Origin of the sequence: Hymenobacter jeollabukensis (assembly GCF_005771675.1) — a bacterium.
In the GTDB taxonomy this organism is placed as follows: Bacteria; Bacteroidota; Bacteroidia; order Cytophagales; family Hymenobacteraceae; genus Solirubrum; species Solirubrum jeollabukense.
Genome location: NZ_VAJM01000004.1, coordinates 140,564 through 159,865 on the forward strand (window position 1 = coordinate 140,564; position 19,302 = coordinate 159,865).

At 64.8% G+C, this 19,302-nt stretch carries 18 protein-coding genes; 8 read left to right on the forward strand and 10 right to left on the reverse strand.

What is annotated here, in order from left to right:
• Window positions 1-124: 124 nt before the first annotated feature.
• The 5 genes from FDY95_RS10640 to FDY95_RS10660 all read right to left on the reverse strand — a co-directional run bounded on the left by FDY95_RS10640 (window position 125) and on the right by FDY95_RS10660 (window position 4,434).
• Entirely contained in the window at window positions 125-487 is a 363-nt protein-coding gene (locus tag FDY95_RS10640; protein WP_138077588.1) for a hypothetical protein, read from the reverse strand.
• A 16-nt stretch (window positions 488-503) separates the two neighbouring features.
• Window positions 504-1,418, reverse strand: a complete 915-nt coding sequence (uvsE, locus tag FDY95_RS10645) for a UV DNA damage repair endonuclease UvsE (RefSeq protein ID WP_138077590.1) — start codon at window positions 1,416-1,418, stop codon at window positions 504-506.
• Window positions 1,419-1,488: 70 nt separating this feature from the next.
• Window positions 1,489-2,262, reverse strand: coding sequence for a carboxypeptidase-like regulatory domain-containing protein (locus FDY95_RS10650; RefSeq protein WP_171025637.1), 774 nt, complete (start codon window positions 2,260-2,262; stop codon window positions 1,489-1,491).
• Between the two features lie 140 nt (window positions 2,263-2,402).
• Window positions 2,403-3,071: a hypothetical protein gene (locus FDY95_RS10655; RefSeq protein ID WP_138077595.1), complete on the reverse strand. Its 669-nt coding sequence runs from the start codon at window positions 3,069-3,071 to the stop codon at window positions 2,403-2,405.
• A gap of 115 nt (window positions 3,072-3,186) precedes the next feature.
• Complete coding sequence (locus tag FDY95_RS10660; protein ID WP_138077597.1) at window positions 3,187-4,434, reverse strand: metallophosphoesterase; 1,248 nt, start codon at window positions 4,432-4,434, stop codon at window positions 3,187-3,189.
• Window positions 4,435-4,548: 114 nt separating this feature from the next.
• On the opposite strand from FDY95_RS10660, the gene radC reads away from it, so the two are divergent.
• From radC to rny, 7 genes are all read left to right on the forward strand, one after another.
• Window positions 4,549-5,292, forward strand: a complete 744-nt coding sequence (gene radC, locus FDY95_RS10665; RefSeq protein ID WP_138077599.1) for a RadC family protein — start codon at window positions 4,549-4,551, stop codon at window positions 5,290-5,292.
• A 154-nt stretch (window positions 5,293-5,446) separates the two neighbouring features.
• Window positions 5,447-5,728: a GIY-YIG nuclease family protein gene (locus FDY95_RS10670; protein WP_138077601.1), complete on the forward strand. Its 282-nt coding sequence runs from the start codon at window positions 5,447-5,449 to the stop codon at window positions 5,726-5,728.
• Between the two features lie 140 nt (window positions 5,729-5,868).
• A complete protein-coding gene (locus FDY95_RS10675) occupies window positions 5,869-6,492 on the forward strand; it encodes a DUF1684 domain-containing protein (RefSeq protein ID WP_138077603.1) in 624 nt (207 codons plus the stop codon).
• A gap of 219 nt (window positions 6,493-6,711) precedes the next feature.
• Window positions 6,712-9,150: a phenylalanine--tRNA ligase subunit beta gene (pheT, locus tag FDY95_RS10680; protein ID WP_138077605.1), complete on the forward strand. Its 2,439-nt coding sequence runs from the start codon at window positions 6,712-6,714 to the stop codon at window positions 9,148-9,150.
• Between the two features lie 127 nt (window positions 9,151-9,277).
• Window positions 9,278-9,574 carry a hypothetical protein gene (locus FDY95_RS10685; protein WP_138077607.1) on the forward strand — a complete coding sequence of 99 codons (297 nt, stop codon included), beginning with the start codon at window positions 9,278-9,280 and terminating at the stop codon, window positions 9,572-9,574.
• A 46-nt stretch (window positions 9,575-9,620) separates the two neighbouring features.
• Window positions 9,621-9,911, forward strand: a complete 291-nt coding sequence (locus tag FDY95_RS10690) for a cell division protein ZapA (RefSeq protein ID WP_111480020.1) — start codon at window positions 9,621-9,623, stop codon at window positions 9,909-9,911.
• Between the two features lie 219 nt (window positions 9,912-10,130).
• Window positions 10,131-11,795, forward strand: coding sequence for a ribonuclease Y (gene rny / locus FDY95_RS10695; RefSeq protein ID WP_138077609.1), 1,665 nt, complete (start codon window positions 10,131-10,133; stop codon window positions 11,793-11,795).
• 130 nt (window positions 11,796-11,925) lie between these two features.
• Here rny and FDY95_RS10700 read toward each other — a convergent pair whose 3' ends face one another.
• Entirely contained in the window at window positions 11,926-12,468 is a 543-nt protein-coding gene (locus tag FDY95_RS10700; RefSeq protein WP_171025638.1) for a hypothetical protein, read from the reverse strand.
• 100 nt (window positions 12,469-12,568) lie between these two features.
• Window positions 12,569-13,558, reverse strand: coding sequence for a hypothetical protein (locus tag FDY95_RS10705; protein ID WP_138077613.1), 990 nt, complete (start codon window positions 13,556-13,558; stop codon window positions 12,569-12,571).
• A gap of 798 nt (window positions 13,559-14,356) precedes the next feature.
• On the opposite strand from FDY95_RS10705, the gene FDY95_RS10710 reads away from it, so the two are divergent.
• Window positions 14,357-15,142, forward strand: coding sequence for a hypothetical protein (locus FDY95_RS10710; protein ID WP_138077615.1), 786 nt, complete (start codon window positions 14,357-14,359; stop codon window positions 15,140-15,142).
• A gap of 149 nt (window positions 15,143-15,291) precedes the next feature.
• Here the strand turns inward: FDY95_RS10710 and FDY95_RS10715 are convergent, their stop codons facing one another.
• The 3 genes from FDY95_RS10715 to FDY95_RS10725 form a co-directional block, all read right to left on the reverse strand.
• Entirely contained in the window at window positions 15,292-15,792 is a 501-nt protein-coding gene (locus tag FDY95_RS10715) for a hypothetical protein (protein ID WP_138077617.1), read from the reverse strand.
• A gap of 90 nt (window positions 15,793-15,882) precedes the next feature.
• Window positions 15,883-17,403, reverse strand: coding sequence for a glycerol kinase GlpK (gene glpK, locus FDY95_RS10720; RefSeq protein WP_138077619.1), 1,521 nt, complete (start codon window positions 17,401-17,403; stop codon window positions 15,883-15,885).
• Between the two features lie 270 nt (window positions 17,404-17,673).
• Window positions 17,674-19,284: a glycerol-3-phosphate dehydrogenase/oxidase gene (locus tag FDY95_RS10725; protein WP_138077621.1), complete on the reverse strand. Its 1,611-nt coding sequence runs from the start codon at window positions 19,282-19,284 to the stop codon at window positions 17,674-17,676.
• Between the last annotated feature and the right edge of the window lie 18 nt (window positions 19,285-19,302).

The following is a 19,302-nucleotide window of genomic DNA, read 5'->3' on the forward strand; positions in this document are numbered from 1 at the left end:
CGAAACTGGTATCTGCAGTTTCGGGCGGTGCTGTTTTGGTTGTGCCAGTTGGGCCGTTGGTACCGCGAGAGGAAAGATTACTCTCTTTGCTCGCAATGACTACTAGCGGCACCGTTTGCGCGGCTTAGCGGCCGTTGTTGTCGGTTTCCAGCTCGCCGCCGATGCGCAGCAGCAGGGTGCTGAGCTGGGAAAGGCCGAGCTTCCGGTCTTCGGGGGCGTGGGGCAGGATGTCGCTGATCTGGGCGCCGAGCATGCCCAGGGAACGGCCGAGGGCGGGGCCATCGAGGGGCTGGCTGGTGAGCAGGGACTGGAAGTTGCCGATTTCGCGGGCTATGTCCTGCAGCTCGGGAATGCCGCTTTGCAGGAATTGCTGCTGCCAGGCCTCGGTAGTGTCCATGGCTTGGCTGATGGGCAGGGACGTGAGGCCGCTTTGCAGGGCGTGGATGGTGTCGGCGAGCAGGTCGGCGGTAACGGAAGAAGAGGCCATAGGGGTTGGGAGTAGCTCAGAAGGCGGGAGTAGAAACGGGGGCCAAACGGCCCAAATCGGTGAGGATGGCGCAGGCGCGGTGGGCGCTGGCCTCTTTGTCTTTGATTTCGAGCATGATGTCGGCGTCGATGCCGCGCAAGTCTTCGAGGAAGCCGCGGAACAGGTCTTCCTGCATGGTGTTGGTGTGCTTGCCCTTCCGCTCACCTACGGCCTGCGAGCTGTAGTCAATCATCAGCGGGCCGTCCTGGGTGGGGTGCCAGGTGGCGGCGGCCAGCTGCACGGCCATGCTCATCGGCTCGCCGCTGTTCAGGCATTCGTGGTGGAAGTTATCGAAGAGCACGGGCACGCCTACCGCATCGAACAAGCGCAGGCAGTCCTGCAGCGAATACAGCCGGTCGTCGTTTTCGACGACAAGGCGGCGCTTCACCGCGTCGGGCAGGGTTTTGTAGGTGGCAATCCAGCGGGCGAGGGCGGCTTCCCGGTCGCCGTAGAGGCCCCCGGCGTGAATCTGCAGCTTGGCCGTGCCGTCGAGGCCCATCAAATCCAGCATCGAGCCCTGGTACACCAGCTCCTGAATGCTGCGCTGCACGATGCCGGCGTCGGGCGAGTTGAGCACAACAAACTGGTCGGGGTGAAACGACACGCGCATGTCGTGGACCTTGATGTAGTCGCCAATGGCCCGGAACTCGGCCGCGAAGCGCGTCTGCCAGGGAAAAGTGTTGATGGGGTGGGAGCCGAAGGGCACGAGGTTCGAGCCGATGCGGAAAAAGCGCAGGTTGTGCTGCACGTTGTACACCAGAATGCGCTGCAGGCAGGCCAGGTTGTTGGCCGTAGTCTGTTCCACCCGCTCGTCGGAATACGACGCCAGGCGGAACGTGCTGGCCGTGGTGCAGTCGAGCGACTCGTTGACGCAGGGATACCCAATTCTCATAACAGGCCTTACGCCGCCGGGCCGTGGCGGGTTAGGAATATCCGGACGTAGTGGATTTCGCCGGCCCGGCTTACGGCTTCGGCGCCAGGGCGCCGGCGGGCGGCTGCACGGGCTGCACCGGCACCGAGGGCTGCGACGAGGGCAGCTGCCACGGCGCCGTAACGGGCCGGCGGGTAGAGTCCTGCTTTACCTCGTAGCCCTTGTTGATGCGGAAATAGCGGTTGTAGGCGCGGCGGCGGGCAATTTCGGCTTCGATGCGCTTCTCCTCCTGGATTTCCTCCAGCTTGCGCCGCTGGGCGCCTTCGCGCGAAAACTGGTCGTAGAGCAGGCTGATAGGGTTCTGCAGCGTGGCCACCGGGACCTTGGGCGCGGTCGAGTCGACGGGGAACAGCGGCTGGGGGCGCGGGGCGCGCTTCACGGCGTTGGGCGGCGGGGCCTGCCGGCGCACGTTGCGCAGGGCCCGGCTGATGGTCTGGTCGTCGGGACGGCCCTCACGGATGGTCACGCCGGTGAGCTGCACGCTGGCGCGCTCCAGCTTCACCTGCACGATGAGCTGCGAGAGGCCGGTGTTGCCCATGGGCATGCGGTAGGCCTGAAAGCCCACGGCCCGGAACTCCAGCGTGTCGGTGCTATTGACCCGGATGTCGAAGTCGCCCTGCTCGTCGGCCACCACGCCGCGGCGGGTGCTCAGGTTGATGATGGTGGCGCCGGGCACGGGCTTGCGCGTCTGCCGCTCGCTCACCGAGCCGGTGACGCGCACCAGGCGTTTCTGGGCGGCGGCGGGCAGGGCCAGCCCCAGGCTCAGCAGCAACAGCGCCGCGACGCGGCCCCAAGTAGGTTTCAAGCAGATCAAACGGGCAATCATTCAGCGCAACAACACCAAAACCGGTCACAAAGTAGGCAAGGTCTGGTGCAAGGAGCCAAAAAAACGCCGCTCCGTTGCGAACGAAGCGGCGTTTGCGGAAAGAAAATCGACCAACGGGCCTACATCTTCGATTTGTCGCCGTCAGCGGTTTTGGTTTTCACCTTGCCGTTGTCTTTTACCTTCAGCTTGTTGCCCTCAGCGTCCTTGGCCTTCATCTTATCGATGGCCATGCCGCTACCCGAGCCCATGTCCGAGGTCGTGGTTTCCTCGGTGGTCGTCGTGGTGGTGGTGCTCATTTCCGAGCCGTCCGACATCGTAGTGCCGTCCGACATGGTGTTGGGCGTGGTGCTCATGTAGCGGTCCTCCAGGTACTCATCACGGCTGGTTTCGTAGGCCGAGTACTGGGCCGGGTCGGTAAACACGGACTTCATTTCCGTGTCGGTGTCCGAGTACACGTCGCGCATGGCGGCGGCCATGCCGGTGGTATCGGTGGCGTATTTATCGTGCAGCTCCCCGAGGCGCTTCGAGCGGTTGTAGTAAGCCGTACGCACCTTGGCGCGGGTGGCCTCGTCGAGCTTCATTTTGGTAGCCATGTCGCCCGAAATCCGGTCGGCGCGGCTGTTGTAGTCGGCATCGGAGTAGCCGCCCATGGCCGCGCTGCCCGTGGCATCGGTCGTGGTCGTGGTGGTGGTGTCGGTGGTCGTGGCCGTATCGGCCGATTTATCCTGCGAGCAAGATGCCATCGTGAGCATACCGGCGCACGAGAGCAGCATGAGGTACTTTTTCATGGGAATTGAAAGGTGTCTTGGGAGAAGTCAGAAACAGAACAGGACAAAACCCGGAGGAATTGTCCTGTCGCCTTGTACGCCGCGGTACCGGAATCGTTACATTCTCCCGTGATTATCAAGCGCGTCGCAGCTCAAACACGGTAATTTCGGGCAGGAAGCCCACCCGGCCGGGGTAGCCGATGAAGCCCAGGCCGGTGTTGACGTAGAGGTACTGCTGCCCACGCTGGTAGAGGCCCGCCCACTGCCGGTACACGTACTGCACCGGGCTCCACTTCATCCACGGCAGGTTCACGCCGAATTGCATACCGTGGGTGTGCCCGCTCAGCGTCAGGTCGATGTCGGGGTACTCGTGCACCTGCCCGTCCCAGTGCGAGGGGTCGTGCGAGAGCAGAATCTTGAAGGGCGCGGTGGGGTCGGCCGCAGCGTGGGTTTTGGCCAGGTCGCCGTACTGGGCAAAGCCCCGGGCGCCCCAGTTCTGCACCCCCAGGATGCTGATTTTCTCGCCGCCCCGCTCGATGACGCGGGCTTCGTCGAGCAGCAGCTGCCAGCCGATTTTGGCGTGGTTCTGCTTGATGCGCGCCAGGTTGGCCGCTTTGGCCTCGCGGCCGCCCAGCTCGTCCCAGTTCACATAGTCGGCGTAGTCGTGGTTGCCGAGGATGGAGTAGATGGGCAGCTGGGACTTGATGCCGGCCAGCGTGTCGATGTGCTCCTCCACCTCGTGGGCGAAGTTGTTGACCAGGTCGCCGGTCATGAACACCAAATCGGCGCCCTGCTTGTTGATCAGGTCCACGGCGCGCTGCAACGGCTCTTTCGACTGAAACGAGCCGGTGTGCAGGTCCGAAATCTGCAGCAGCTTGAAGCCGTCGAAGGCCACGGGCAGGTTGGGGAAACGCAGCACCACGCGCTTGACGGTGTAATCGGTGCCCCCCTTCACCATGCCCCAGAGCAAGGACACGAAGGGCACCGCGCCGGCCACTAGGGCGGCTTTGCTCAGAAACTCCGAGCGCGAAATGGCCCGGCCGCCGGTGCTTTGGTTGGCCGGCGACATCAGCTGAAAGGCCCAGCGGCCCAGGCGCGTCACGTCTTCGAGCAGCAGCGGAATGACCACGACCAGCTTGGCGGCCACCATGGCCAGCAGCAGGCCGCCGAAGTAGGCTTTGTAGGAGGCGTGCTCGCGCCGCGAATTCATGGCCCAGATGCCCAGGCCCCAGATAACGACCGTCAGTACCCAGTACAGGGCGGTGACGAGGCGGCGCGTGGCGGGTTCGGCGTGCTGCACCAGGGTGCGGACGGCCTGAAAGCCGTACCATTCGCCGAATACGACAAACGCCAGAAAGAGGAACGGAAACAGACTTCTTGACATAGACAGGGGGCAAACCGGCCGACCGGCATTAAGGTTCGGCCGGCGAACTGCGCGGGTAGACGTACGAGCCGGATTTTTACTTTACTTGAAAGGCCATAACAATTCCAGTGCCCTATGAATTCGGTTGACATCCTGGCGGAAGAAGAAACCCCGCGCAGCGCCTACCCGACGCCCCAAAGCTTCAGCATCAAGAGCTGGGCCGAGGAGGACCGCCCCCGCGAAAAGCTGCTGCTGAAAGGCCGCGCCGCCCTGTCCGACGCCGAGCTGATGGCCATTCTGCTTGGTTCGGGCACCACCAAACTCTCGGCCGTCGACGTGGCCAAGCTCATCCTGGCCAGCACCGGCAACGACCTCAACGAGCTGGCCAAGCTCTCGGTAAAAGAGCTGATGCGCCACAAGGGCATCGGCGAGGCCAAGGCCATAACGATAGTGGCCGCGCTGGAGCTGGGCCGGCGCCGCAAGGAAACGGCCGCCTCGGAGCGCGTCACCATCACCTGCTCCACCGACATCTACAACCTGATCCGGCCCAACCTGCAGGACCTCCCGCACGAGGAGTTCTGGGTGATTATGCTCAACCGCGCCAACGTGGTGATGCGCCAGGAGAAAATCAGCAGCGGCGGCGTGGCCGGCACCGTGGCCGACCCGAAGATGATTTTCAAGCAGGCCCTGGAAAAGCTGGCCAGCAGCATTATCCTCGTCCACAACCACCCCAGCGGCAACCGCCAGCCCTCCGCCGCCGACATTATGCTCACCAAGAAGCTCAAGGAAGCCGGCAACTTCCTCGACCTGCCCGTGCTCGACCACTTGATCTATACCGACCGCGGCTACTACAGCTTCGCGGATGAGGGCATTTTGTAAGCGGCGGTAGCACTGGCAGTCATTGCGAGCAACGCGAAGCAATCTTTCCTCTCGTGGCACAACGTTACAAAACGCACCAACCGAAAATCGGCGGCAATGATGGTGGCGCCGGTGACCGTGGGCACAACGTCCCAACTGGCATAAACCGAAAACCATGCACCATTACTACGTTTACATCCTCACAAACCAGAACAGCACCGTGCTCTACGTCGGCGTGACCAACGACCTGATACGCCGCGTGGCCGAGCATCGGGAAGGCCAGCACAAAGGCTTTACCAAGCGCTACAACCTCAATAAGCTGGTCTACTTCGAGGAGTATCCCGATGCAAAAGCCGCTATTGCGCGGGAAAAGCAACTCAAGCCTGGCAATAGGCAGAAGAAGCTGGACGCAGTAAATGCGGTGAATCCTAATTGGGCGGAGCTATTGCCGGAATAGGGGAGGTGCCGTTTTCGGTTGCTGCTAGGTGGGACGCTTGTGCCACGAGAGGAACGATTGCCGCGCTTCGCTCGCAATGACTGCGGGTGCTACCGTCGGCAGCGGCCCGCTGCCACCCGCGCCGCCGCTACCTTTGCCGCATGGCTTCACTTTCCGCCCCCAAAGTTCTGCTCGGCTTAGGTCTGGTATTCGTCATCGGCTACGTGGCCGCCGACCTCGTGTTCAGCGACGACCAGTACCTGCTCAAGCTCAAGCAGGAGCGGAAGCAGAAAAACGAGCAGTTCCGGGGCCACCGCACCTCCCCGCTGCCCGAGGAGCTGCACGAAAACTTCGACAGCCTGCGCTATTACGCCCCCCAGGCCATCTGGCGCATCAGTGCCGAGTTGCAGCGCCTGCCCCCGGGCGACACCATCAGCCTGCCGCTCACTCAGGGCGGAGCCGATAAGTACACCCGCTACGCCCGCGTCACTTTCGACTGGCAGAGCCACAAGCAGACTCTCACGCTGCTCCGGCGCGTGAGCAAAACCGACCCCACGCTGTTCGTCCCCTTCACCGACCACACCAACGGCCACGGCAGCTACGGCGGCGGCCGCTACCTCGACGTGGAAATGCCCAGCGAGAATGACCGCCAAATCATCCTCGACTTCAACCGCACCTACAATCCCTACTGCGCATACGGCGGCAATTTCTCCTGCCCCATGCCGCCCAAGGAAAACTGGCTGACCATCGACGTGCCGGCCGGCGAAAAGAGCTATAAGGAATAGCGCGCGGTGGTAGTACGACTCAAAGTCGTACTACCATATCATAGAACGAAGCCGGCAGAACGGCCTCTGCGCCCTCCGCGGAAACATCTGCGCCGTCAGCGGGCTAAAAACGATGTTGTCACCCAGGAAAAGCATCATAGCCCCGCCGTGGTCTATCTTTGCCTTTCCGCTGTCGTTGCCGGCCCTGGTCTGACAACTGACAACCGACCACTGACAACTATGAAGATTTCCCTCGACTGGCTCCGCACGCTTTTCCCCACCGATAAAACGCCCGCCGAAATTTCGGCCCTGCTCACCAGCTCCGGCCTCGAAGTAGAAGGTCTGGAGGAGCTGGAAAGCGTGCCCGGCGGCCTGCAGGGCGTGGTGCTGGGCACGGTGCTCACCCGCGAGAAGCACCCCGACGCCGACAAGCTCAGCGTCACCACCGTGGACGTGGGCGACGACACCATCCGCAACATCGTGTGCGGCGCCCCCAACGTGGCCGCCGGCCAGCGCGTGGTGGTGGCCCTGGAAGGTGCCACGCTGCACCCCAGCAGCGGGGAGCCGTTCAAGATCAAGAAGTCGAAAATACGCGGCGCCGCCTCCGAGGGCATGCTCTGCGCCGAGGACGAAATCGGCCTTGGGGCCTCGCACGCCGGCATCCTGGTGCTCGACACCGACCTGCCCAACGGCACCCCCGCCGCTGAGTATTTCGGCCTCAGCTCCGACCACATCATCGAAATCGGCCTGACGCCCAACCGCGCCGACGCTGCCTCGCACTTCGGCGTGGCCCGCGACCTGCGCGCCCTGCTACGCCAGCCCGTGCAGCTGCCCGACGTGAGCCAGTTCCACGCGCCGACCGAGGTGCCCGCGGGTAATATCACCGTCGAAATCGAGGACACGGAGGGCTGCCCGCGCTACGCCGGCCTGCTGCTGGAAGGCGTGCAGGTGGGCCCCTCGCCGGAGTGGCTGCAGCGCCGCCTGCGCAGCATCGGCCTCGCGCCCATCAACAACGTGGTGGACGTGACCAACTTCGTGCTGCACGAGCTGGGCCAGCCCCTGCACGCCTTCGACGCCGACCAAATTGGCGGCAACGGCATCCGCGTGCGTCGCGCCGGGGCGGGGGAGAAGCTCACCACCCTCGACGGCACCGACCGCACGCTCAAAGCCGAAGACCTCGTCATTGCCGACGCTTCCGGCACCGCGCTGGCCCTGGCCGGCGTGTTCGGCGGCAAGTCGTCGGGCGTGACGGAGGCCAGTACCCGCGTGTTCCTGGAAAGCGCCTACTTCGAGCCCGCCGTGGCCCGCAAAACCGCCCAGAACCACCAGCTCAAAACCGACGCCTCCTTCCGCTTCGAGCGCGGCACCGACCCGCACATGGTGCCGCTGGCCCTGAAGCGCGCCGCTCTGCTGCTGCAGGAGGTGGCCGGCGCCCGCGTGGCCGCCCCGGTGGTCGACGTGTACCCGCGCCACATCGAGCACACCGCGGTGCGCCTGCTGCTGCCCCGGGTGGAGAAGCTCATCGGCCACTACATCGCGCCGGAGCGCATCCGCCAGATTCTCACCGACCTCGACATCCTCATCACCGAGGAAGGTACCACCGAAACCGGCGCCGCCGAGTGGCTGGTATCCGTGCCGCCCTACCGCGTCGACGTGACCCGCGAAGCCGACGTGGTGGAGGAAATCCTGCGCATCTACGGCTACGACCACGTGCCGCTGCGCCCCTTCAACGCCGCCGCGTTCCTGGCCAAGTTCCCCTCGCCCGACCCCGAAGTGCTGCGCCGCGACGTGAGCCAGCTGCTCAGCGGCCAGGGCTACTCGGAAATCCTCACGAACTCGCTGGTCAACTCCCGCTACTTCGAGACGCCCGAGCAGCCCGCCGCCGACCTGGTGCGCGTGCTCAATTACAACTCGGCCGACCTCGACGTGATGCGCCCCTCGCTGCTGCACTCGGGCCTGGAAATCATCCGCTACAACGTCAACCGCCGGCAGCGCGACCTGAAGCTCTACGAGTTCGGCCGCAGCTACCACCGCCAGGACGACGGCAGCTACAAGGAAAAGCCCACGCTGGCCATCTACCTCACCGGCAACGTACAGGCCGAAAGCTGGCAGCAGAAAGACGAGAAAACCGCCTACCACCACCTGGCCGGCGCGGTGCTGCAGGTGCTGCGCAGCCTGGGCTTCACGCCCTCGGGCCAGCAGCCGGTGCAGCACGCTTATTTGAACGGCGGCCTGACGCTGCTCCTAAACAATCAGCCCGTCGTGCAACTCGGCTCGGTGTCGCCCAAAGTGCTCAAGCAGCTCGACGTGACTCAGCCCGTGTGGTACGCCGAGCTGGACTGGCAATGGCTGCTGCGCAAATACCGCGGCGCCCTCACGGCCCAGGAGCTGCCCAAGTTCCCGGAAGTTCGCCGCGACCTGTCCTTGGTGGTCGACCAGACCGTGACCTTCGACCAGCTCCGCCAGATTGCCGGCAAAGCCGAGCGGAAGCTGCTGCGCGAGGTGAACGTGTTCGACGTGTACCAGGGCGAAAACCTGGGCGCGGGCAAGAAGTCCTACTCGCTGAGCTTCCTGCTCCAGGACCCCACCCAGACGCTCACCGACCAGGCCATCGACCAGGTGATGCAGAAGCTCATGGCCCAGTTCGAGCAGCAGGCCGGCGCGGTGATTCGCAAATAGTGCGTTGGTTTTTCGTTATTGGTTTTTCGTTTTTCGGCCCGGCCGCCTTCCCGCACGAATAACCTGAACCGAGCCCCCGAATCGTCCGCCGCGAAAAACGAAAAACAAACAACGAAAAACCACCCCAATGGCCTCATCCCAGCAGCTTGCTCAACTGGACCGCATGGAGCGGCAGGTTACCACGTTAGTGGCTGCCTATCAGCAGGTGCGCGAGGAGCTGGCCGATGCCCACACCACCATTCAGCAGCTGCAGGCCGAAGTGCGCGACCGGGACCGGCAGCTGCGGGAGCACCAGAACCAGGAAAATATTGTTAAACTTGCTAATACCATAGCCGCCGAACCGGCTACCGCAACCGAGCTGAAACAACGTCTCAACGAATACATCCGCGAACTAGATAAGTGCCTTGCCTATTTGAGGGAATAACCTGCACCACCCCGCCGACCCCACCCGAAACGCCTCTCGCCCGACCGTGACCGAACTCTCCATCAAAATCCGCATTGCCGACCGCGACTACCCCCTGCGGGTGTCGCCGCAGGAAGAGGAACGCCTCCGCCTGGCGGGCCGCCTCCTGAACGAGCGGATCAAGGAATTTCGCGAGCAATACGGCATCCAGGACAAACAGGACCTGCTGGCCATGATTGCGTTGACCACCTTGGCCGACCGCATGAAAGCCTCAAAGGAAAAGGACGGTACCGACGCCGCGCTGACCGAACGCCTCGAACGCCTCGATCAGCTGCTCTCGTCGGTGGTACTTGCCTGATAATAGCATAGGTACTTGGCCGTCAGTGCCGAGCAGTCACGATTTGGGCCCGCGCCCCAGGCCAATAACCCTTCTGGCCGTCTGACTGCCTCGCCGCTCTCGGCTGACTAACCCGAAAGGACCCTTGGGCAGACGGCCCGGTCCGGAAACCTGCCGTTGCGGCAGCCCATTCGACGCAGGCTATGGTGCTTGTTCCATCCTCCCCAACATCACCATACCATGCCCGAAATAATATACATCGTGCTGGCCGCGGTAGTCGCCCTCGTCGTGGGCTTCTTCCTGGGCCGGCAGATGGCCGGAAAAGCCCGGCAGGACGTAGAAGCGCAGGCTCAGGGCCGCGCCGCTGAGCTCTTGCAAGAGGCCGAGGCCAAGGCCAACCGCCTCCGCGAGGAGCGCATTCAGCAGGCCAAAGACAAGGCCCGCCAGGTGCGGAACGAGTCCGAGCAGGAAATCCGCCGCCTCCGCCAGGAGGCCGACCAGGACCTGGCCCAGCGCCGCGAAGTCGTGGTGCAGCAGGAAGCCAGCGTGAAGCAGCTCACCCAGGCCTCGCAGCGCCAGCTGGAGCAGGTGCAGCGCAAGGAAAAAGAGCTGGACGTGCTGCGCGAGAAGGTGTCCAACGAGGCCCAGCGCCAGCAGGAGAAATTCGAAGCGCAGGAAGAAAAGCGCCGCTTGCACCACGAGCAGCTGGCCGCCCAGCTGCAGGAAGACCAGGAAGCCGCCGACGCCCTGCGCCACCAGCTGCAGCAGCAGCTCGAAACCATTGCCGGCCTCACCGCCGCCGAAGCCCGCGAGCAGCTGGTGGAGTCGCTGAAGAACGAAGCCCAGATTCAGGCCTCGTCGTTCATCAAGGACACCGTGGCCCAGGCCCGCCTCACGGCCACCAAGGACGCCAAGAAAGTGGTGCTCGAAACCATTCAGCGCACCGCCGCCGAACACGCCATCGAAAACTGCGTGTCGGTGTTCAATATTGAATCGGACGACGTGAAGGGCAAGATTATTGGCCGCGAGGGGCGCAACATCCGCGCCCTGGAAGCCGCTACCGGCGTTGAAATCATTGTCGACGACACGCCCGAGGCCATCATCATCTCGGGCTTCGACCCGGTGCGCCGCGAAATTGCCCGCCTCTCCCTGCACCTGCTGGTGAAGGACGGCCGCATTCACCCGGCCCGCATCGAGGAAATCGTGGCCAAGACGCGCAAGAACATCGAGGAGGAAATCGTCGAAATCGGCGAGCGGACCATTGTCGACCTGGGCATCCACGGCCTGCACCCCGAGCTGATCAAGATGGTGGGCCGCATGCGCTTCCGCTCCTCCTACGGGCAGAATCTGCTGCAGCACAGCCGTGAAGTAGCCAACCTCTGCGCCACCATGGCCGCCGAGCTGGGCCTGAACGTGAAGCACGCCAAGCGCGCCGGCCTGCTGCACGACATCGGCAAGGTTAGCGCCGAGGAGCCCGAGCTGCCCCACGCCATTCTGGGCATGGAGCTGGCCAAGAAGTACAAGGAGCACCCCGACGTGGTCAACGCCATCGGCGCCCACCACGACGAGATGGAGATGACAGCCCTGATTTCGCCCATCATCCAGGCCTGCGACGCCATCAGCGGCTCGCGCCCCGGCGCCCGCCGCGAGATGATGGAAAGCTACATCAAGCGCCTCAAGCAGCTGGAAGAAACCGCCAACGCCTTCAAGGGCGTCAACCAGTGCTACGCCATCCAGGCCGGCCGCGAGCTGCGCGTCATCGTGGATGCCGAAAACGTGACCGACGACCGCGCCCAGGAGCTGTCCAGCGAGATTTCGCAGAAAATCGAGAAGGAAATGCAGTACCCCGGCCAGATCAAAGTCACGGTTATCCGCGAAATGCGCGCCGTGGCCTACGCCAAGTAGAACGAGTGGTCCTACGAATTCCGCGAAGCGGTTCGTAGGACCACTATCGTTGAACAACCTGCCCGAACGATGCCGGCCCGCCGCAACAGCTGTTGCGGCGGGCCGGCATCGTTCGGGCGGTGCTGTGCAATCAAGGCCCGAGTACAGCATCCTCCAACCCTTTGTAGCTTACCACGCCATTCATGTCAACGGAGTATTTCAGCAGCCAGCCGTGGTCTGAAAACGGGTAACCCACGAAAGTAGAAAAGACCAGTAGGCGCTTCTGCTCGTCTATGCGCTCCAGGCTGGTACTACCGAACCCAATCTTCGGCCACTCTTGCTGACCGGCAAAACGACGGTTGAACATGGCCTTCCTGACGATGATTTCCTGGGTTTTAGCGCCGGAAATCAACTGGATTTTTACGCGCTGCTCCTGCGAATGATACACAACCGGCAACTGCGCCGACCCCAGGGAATCGGTTGCGGCTTGAACAGTATCTGCCTCAGAAAACGGGCCAGCACAAAAAACGCCGTACCGGACGGTGTAAGGCTGACCTGCCAGTTGAAACCGGCGGCTCGTAAGCTTCCCGTCAAAGCTGCATGGCACTTTCTCGTGGTGGTAAGCGGGCTTTGATTGGGCATTGATGGTGAAGCTGAGCATCAATGCGGGCAGCAGCATGCTATAGCGTGGCATATAAAGGAGTAAGGATTGAACCGGGCAACAGACCAAGCGCAAGCAACAAAAAAAGCAGGCGAAGTCCCAGCCCCGCCTGCCTCTTCCATTTCTAGAAAAGCTACGCCCCCCGCCGCACCACCACCTTCACCTCCCCGCCGGCCCCGGATTCAAACCGCCCCGTCAGGTAGCGCGCCGTGTCCGGCCCCAGCGCCGCCCGCGGCACCGTCGTCACCTTCCCGGCCGGGAAGGTCTGCGGCGTCGTCACCGCGCCGTCGGCCTGGGCCATCCAGAGCAGGAAAGCCGAACCAGACTGGTTTTCCACCGTCACCGTCGCGTCGAGGGGGTAGTTGGTGCGGGCCAGGCGCACCGGCTGCGCATCCTGCCGGTGCAGGTGCAGGGTGCGCAGCAGCGCCGGGGTGGCGGCGCGGCTACCCGCAAGTCCCTTCGCCCCGGCAGCGGCCCGCGTCTTGTTGGCATCGGTAAAGGCCCGGTACAGCTCCTCCCAGCGCGGGTCCGGCTCGGTGCGCATCCCCGCAATCAGCCGCTGCATCAGCTCCAGCTGCGCCCGCAGCCGCTTCAGCAGCTCCGGCAGGGCCAGCGTGGCCAGGCGCGTGCCGGTCTTGGCCGTCGTCTGCGTTTCGTGGGCCTGCTCGTAGGCGTCGGCGGCGCTGGCCGGGGCCTGAATCAGCGCCGGCGTCAGGCGGAAGCGCGTGCGCACCGCCTCCGGCAGCTCCCGCACCCGCGTCACCAGGGCGCGCACGTGCAGCAGGTCCTCCGCCGCGTCGCCGTAGCGCACCTCGTTGTAGCTCAGCGTCAGCGCCCGTTTCAGGCCCAGGTCGCCGATGCTCAGCGCGTAGGCCACCGCCCGGTTCGAGAGCGTGTCGGTGTGCCGCGCCAGCAGCTCCCGCGCCTGCTCCTTGCTCAGCACCGCGTCCGAGGTGTCCTGTCCCTGCTGGTCGGCCCGGGCTCCAATGGCCGCCACCAGCTCCGCCCGTGCCGTGTCGGCCTCCTGCAGCGGCGCGAAGCCCTCAATTTCGGTGATAAACGAGGCCGTGGTCAGTCCCACGCGCCGGCCGCGCTCCAGCACGGCTAATTCTGCGGTTCTCATAATAGAATTGAAGAAATGATGGAAATTATGCCGGGTAATATATGGGAAAATGCTATTAAGATACCCCCGCGCTGTTGAGTAGTCCGATACCGTTAGCCGGCCGGCACTGCCCCCGCCCAATCCGTCCCGCTGTCACAGCTGATGGGGTCAACCGCGTCACTGCCGCCCACACCCGGCCCGCAAGCCCGTTTCCGCCCCCGATTACCAGTGCTCCGCGGCATTTAAGAGGGCTTCCGCACCAATTTCGAGGTACTCCGCATCGACTTAGATGCCTTCCGCGACATCTAAGCGGTGCTCCGCGGCATTTAAGAGGTATTCCGCGGCTCCTAAGAGCTGTTCCGCAAGGCCTAACGGGTCTTCCACCGGCGCTAAGCACACGTCCGGAGGTGCTAAGCCGGCTTCCGGGGCAGCTAAGAGCTGTTCCGCAATTGTTGGCGGCTCTACCGCGCCACCGAGGCGCGGAGCCGCAGTACTGCCAGATGTTACAGTGTGCCGGTTGCCAGCATCTAACCCGCCTGCTGGAGCCAACGGCTCTTCCAAGCACCGGACCCCAGCCGCTCCCGCAGCGGCTGCCCCGTCTATTTGCTCATCCTGGTCGAAATAATAACCGCCCAATTCCCTTCATTTCAAAATAGACAGTGTCAGGTATGAGTGGTTAAAAAATGCGAATGGAAAGCCAAGGGGTAATTTTCCCAGATATATCTACCTGTGCATAAAGTCTGATAACCCTAACGCATCGGTTGAACCAACCCGCCAGCCTCCCGATGTTTGTCCCGTCCTCTAACCCCACCACCACCGATGAAGCGTTTTCTATTCCCGTTTAGCTGCGCCCTGGGCCTGCTGGCCGCCCTGCTCACCAGCTGCTCCGTCTACGCCCCCATGCAGCCCACCACGTCCACCATCCGGCACCGGGGCGAAACCGAGCTGAGCGCCAGCATCCAGCCCAACGGCCGGCTGGAGGCCGGGGTAGTGCACTCGCCGATGGCCAACGTGCTCGTTTCCGGCGCCGCCACGTTTCGGCCCAAGACCAACGATTCCAGCTCGCTGAACACCCGGCAGTGGGAGCTGGGCCTGGGCACCTACCGCGCCCTCGGCACCCACTGGCTGCTCACCGGCCTGGCCGGCGGCGGCTACGCCACCACCCACAAGTCCATCATGACCAAGGAGCTGGATATTTTCCCGCTGGGCGTCCACAACGAGCTGTACCAGTACGACGCGCGCTACGCCAAGCTATTCGGCCAGTTCAACGCCTCTTACGCCTTCCGCGGCGGCGAAGTAGGCGCCGCCTACCGCCTCACCTACCTGCATTTCCGCGACCTAAACTGGCAGTACAACGGCTACTCGGCACCGATTCCAGTCAAAAGCATGCTCCGCCACGAGCCCCAGCTGTTCTGCCGCATCAACCTGGACCGCCAGCAACCGGCCCGCTGGCAGGCCCAGGCGGCCATCGGCATGTCGCTGGCGCAAAACCGCAAAGCCGAAGTGGAAACCTGGACCTCCACCGAAGCCCACCGCACCCGCCTGCCCATGCCCACCGCCAGCCTGGGCGTGGTGTTCCGGCCGGGCCGAAGAATCGGCAAGTAAGGCACTGCAATACCAGAACCGCCTTTATCCACCAGACCTACTATCGATTACAGAAGAGTCTTTACCGAGAGTGACCGAGTGAATGAGTAGCCCGAAGGGCCCGCCGTTACTGCAAGTAGCGGCGGGCCCTTCGGGCTGCGTAGCGGCGGCTACCACCGCCACCCCAGCAGCACCCGCCCCGAGGCGTACCACCGCGTCGAAAAATCCCAGGGGTCGTAGGACGGCGGGTCGATGAAGAGCACCGGCGTCAGGCCCGCGCCCGCGTACCACCGCCCCTGCGGCGGCTGGTAGCGGTAGCCCGCCAGCGGCGTCAGGTACAGCACCTTGTCGGTATCGGCGCGGCGGTAGTGGCGCACGGCCGGCGTCAGCCCCAGGCCGAATTCAGTGTGGTGCGCCCCGGACCCCGTCAGCAGCCCCAGGCCCAGCGGCCCCGACAGCTCATCCCCCGTCAGCCCCAGCCCGGCGCTGAGCAGATACGTGGCGCGGGGCCGCCGCCACACGGCCCACTCGTAGCCCACGGCGTAGTACGGACTCCGGCCGCCCCCCTCCAGGTACAGGGCGTTGCGGCGCCCGGCCGCAGGGGCGCCGTCCTGGGCCCAACAGGGCCGCCCGGCCAGCACCAGCAGAAACGGCAGCAGCAAGCGTCGCATGGCCCAATATGCCCAAAAGCAGCCGGTGTAGCCTCACGGCATCGGCGGCTTTTCGATGATGCCAACCCCAGGGTACTTAGCGGCGGCTTCTTACGCCGGTGCCGCAGTCGGCGGTACGTCCTGCGCCCAGTGCTGCGCGGCCCGCACGGCGCGGTGCCACTGCGCCACGCCCGCGTCGATGACGGCGCGGTCGGCCTGCGGCGCGAAGGTGGTATCGGCCGGGTTCAGCGCCCGTAATTCGTCCAGCCCGCCCCAGTAGCCCACGGCCAGGCCGGCCAGGTAGGCCGCGCCCAGGGCGGTGGTTTCGAGCAGGCGCGGGCGCAGCACCCGGGCGCCCAGCACGTCGGCCTGAAACTGCATCAGCAGCTCGTTGGCCGCCGCCCCGCCATCCACGCGCAGCTCCCGGATGGGCAGGTCCGCATCGGCCTGCATGGCCCGCAGCACGTCCAAGGTCTGGAAGGCAATGGCCTCCACCGCCGCCCGCGCAATGTGGGCCGCCGTGCTGGCCCGCGTCAGGCCGAAGAGGGTGCCGCGGGCGTGCGGGTTCCAGTGCGGGGCGCCCAGGCCCGCAAACGCCGGCACGAAGCACACGCCGCCGCTGTCGGGCACCTGCCGGGCCAGCGCCTCCACCTCGGCCGCCGTGCGGATGATGCCCAGCTGGTCGCGCAGCCACTGCACCACGGCCCCGGCCATGAAAATGCTGCCCTCCAGCGCGTACTGCGTCTGGTTGCCAATCTGCCAGGCCACCGTCGTCAGCAGGTTGTGCCGCGAGGCCCGCGGCTTTTCGCCGATGTTCATCAGCATAAAACAGCCCGTGCCGTAGGTGTTCTTGACCATGCCCGGCCCGGTGCATTGCTGCCCAAACAGGGCCGCCTGCTGGTCGCCGGCAATGCCCGCCAGCGGGATTTTGGAGGCAAACACGGTGGTTTTCGTCTCGCCGTACACCTCGCTGGAGGCGCGCACCACCGGCAGCATCGAGCGCGGAATGTCGAACAAGGCCAGCAGCTCCTCGTCCCACTGCAGCGAGTGAATGTTCAGCAGCATAGTGCGCGAGGCGTTGGTCACGTCGGTCACGTGCAGCCCGCCCTGGGTGAAGTTCCAGATCAGCCAGCTGTCGACGGTGCCGAAGGCCAGCTCCCCGGCCTCCGCCTGCCGCCGGGCTCCGGGGACGTTATCGAGAATCCAGCGCACCTTGCTGGCCGAAAAGTAAGCGTCGAGCACCAGCCCGGTCTTCTGCCGGATCAGCTCCTCGTGCCCGTCGACGCGTAGCTGCTCGCAGAACGCGGCCGTGCGGCGGTCCTGCCACACGATGGCGTTGTAGACGGGCCGGCCGGTCTGGCGGTGCCACACAATGGTGGTTTCGCGCTGGTTGGTGATACCGATGGCGGCAATGCTGCGGCCGTTCTGCCCGGCCTTCACCGTAGCCTCGGCCGCCACGCCCGCCTGCGTCGCCCAGATTTCCAGCGGGTCGTGCTCCACCCAGCCCGGCCGCGGAAAAATCTGGGTGAATTCCTTCTGCGCCTGCGCCACGATGTGGCCCTGCCGGTCAAACAGAATAGCGCGGGAGCTGGTCGTGCCCTGGTCGAGGGCCAGGATGTATTGCTGGGGCATGGCGGGAGGGGATGAAAAGCGGCTAGAGTCGGTAAAGAAAGCCGTCTATCGTCAAACCGGAACGTCATCCTGAGCGCAGCGAAGGACCTTCCTCGCACCCTGCACCAACCGATAAGAGCAGCCATTGACGCCTTCACCCGAATCGGTGAAGCAATGCGACATTTTTCCAGACGATTGGGCGTTGGTGGCTGCTCTTATCGGTTGGTGCAGGGTGCGAGGAAGGTCCTTGACTACGTCGACCTTTGGTTCGCTAAGGCTCAGGATGACGTTCTATGTTGTCGTCTGGCTGTCTAGCCGATAATGCCGCGCCAACTCCGCAAACGCGGCCACCTGCTGCCGCTGCCAGGCTTCGTCGTGGCCCAGCTCGGCGGCCAGCAGCGCCGCCACGGCGGGCGCGGCGCGCACCGCCGCCGCCGCGTCGAGGAACAGCAGGCGCACGCGGCGGGCCAGCACGTCCTCCACGGTGCGGGCCAGCTCGTAGCGCGCCGCCCACACTACTTCGGCCCGCACAAACTCGGCCTCCGGTACCAGTCGCTGGCGCAGCTCCGGCCGCTCCCGCATCAGCTGCTGCAGGGCCGGCAGGTCGCGGCCGTACACGTATAGGTGGCTGCCGCGGTCGGCCTCGGTGGTGGGCCGGGCGCCGTGAATGGGCAGGCTGGCCGTCTGGCTGGGCTGCGGCGGCAGCTTGCCCAGGCGGATGGCTTGGTCCACGGTGTCCTCGCCCATGCGGCGGTAGGTGGTCCACTTGCCGCCGGTGATGGTGATGAGCCCCGCCGCCGACACCAGGATTTTGTGGCTGCGCGAAATTTCCTTGGTCTGGGACTGGCCGTTTTGCGGGGCCGCCAGGGGCCGCAGCCCGGCGAAGATGCTCAGCGCATCACTGCGCCGGGGCGTGTGGGCCAGGTAGCGGCCCGCCGTGCGCAGAATGAATTCGATTTCCGCGTCCAGGGCCTGTGGCTCCGCGCTGGCCGTATCCAGCGGCGTATCGGTAGTGCCGAGTACCACGCGCCCGTGCCAGGGCACGGCAAACAGCACACGGCCGTCGTCGGTGCTGGGAATCATCAGCGCGTCGTCGCCGGGCAGAAAGCGGCGGTCGACCACGATGTGCACGCCCTGGCTGGGCCGCACCAGCTTCGGGGCAGCGGGCTGGTCCATGCGCAGCACCTCGTCGACGAAGATGCCGGTGGCGTTGACCACGACTTTGGCTGCTAGCTCGTAGCTGCGGCCGGTTTCCGCGTCGGTGGCCCGCACGCCGCTGACTTGGCCCTGGGCATCCTTCAGCAGCCCCTGCACCGCGAAGTGGTTCAGCGCCGTGCCGCCGTGGTCGAGAATGGTCTGGGCTAGGTTCACGGCCAGGCGGGCGTCGTCGAACTGCCCGTCGTGGTAGAGCACGCCGCCGCGCAGGCCTGCCGGGCGCAGGTTGCCCAGGCGGCGCAGCGCTTCTTCGCGGCCGATGTGCACCGAAGCTCCTAAGCTGAGGCGGCCGGCCAGCAGGTCGTACAGCTTCAGCCCGAGGGTGTAGAACGGGCCGCCCCACCAGTTGTAATTCGGGATGATGAAAGCCTGGTTGCGGACCAGGTGTGGGGCATTTCGCAGGAGCAGGCCACGCTCGTGCAGGGCCTCGCGCACCAGGCCCACGTCGCCCTGGGCCAGGTAGCGCACCCCGCCGTGCACCAGCTTGGTGCTGCGGCTGCTGGTGCCCTTGGCGAAGTCGTCGCGCTCCAGCAGCAGCGTGCGGAAGCCCCGGCTCAGGCCATCGAGGGCCACGCCCAGCCCCGTAGCCCCGCCGCCGATGACGATAAGGTCCCAGCCGGGCTGGGCGGTGAGCTGCCCTAGCAGCGTGTCCCGCTGAAAGGCGGCAGGGGTGAGGGAAGGCGTCATAGGGGCGGCGAAATCGAA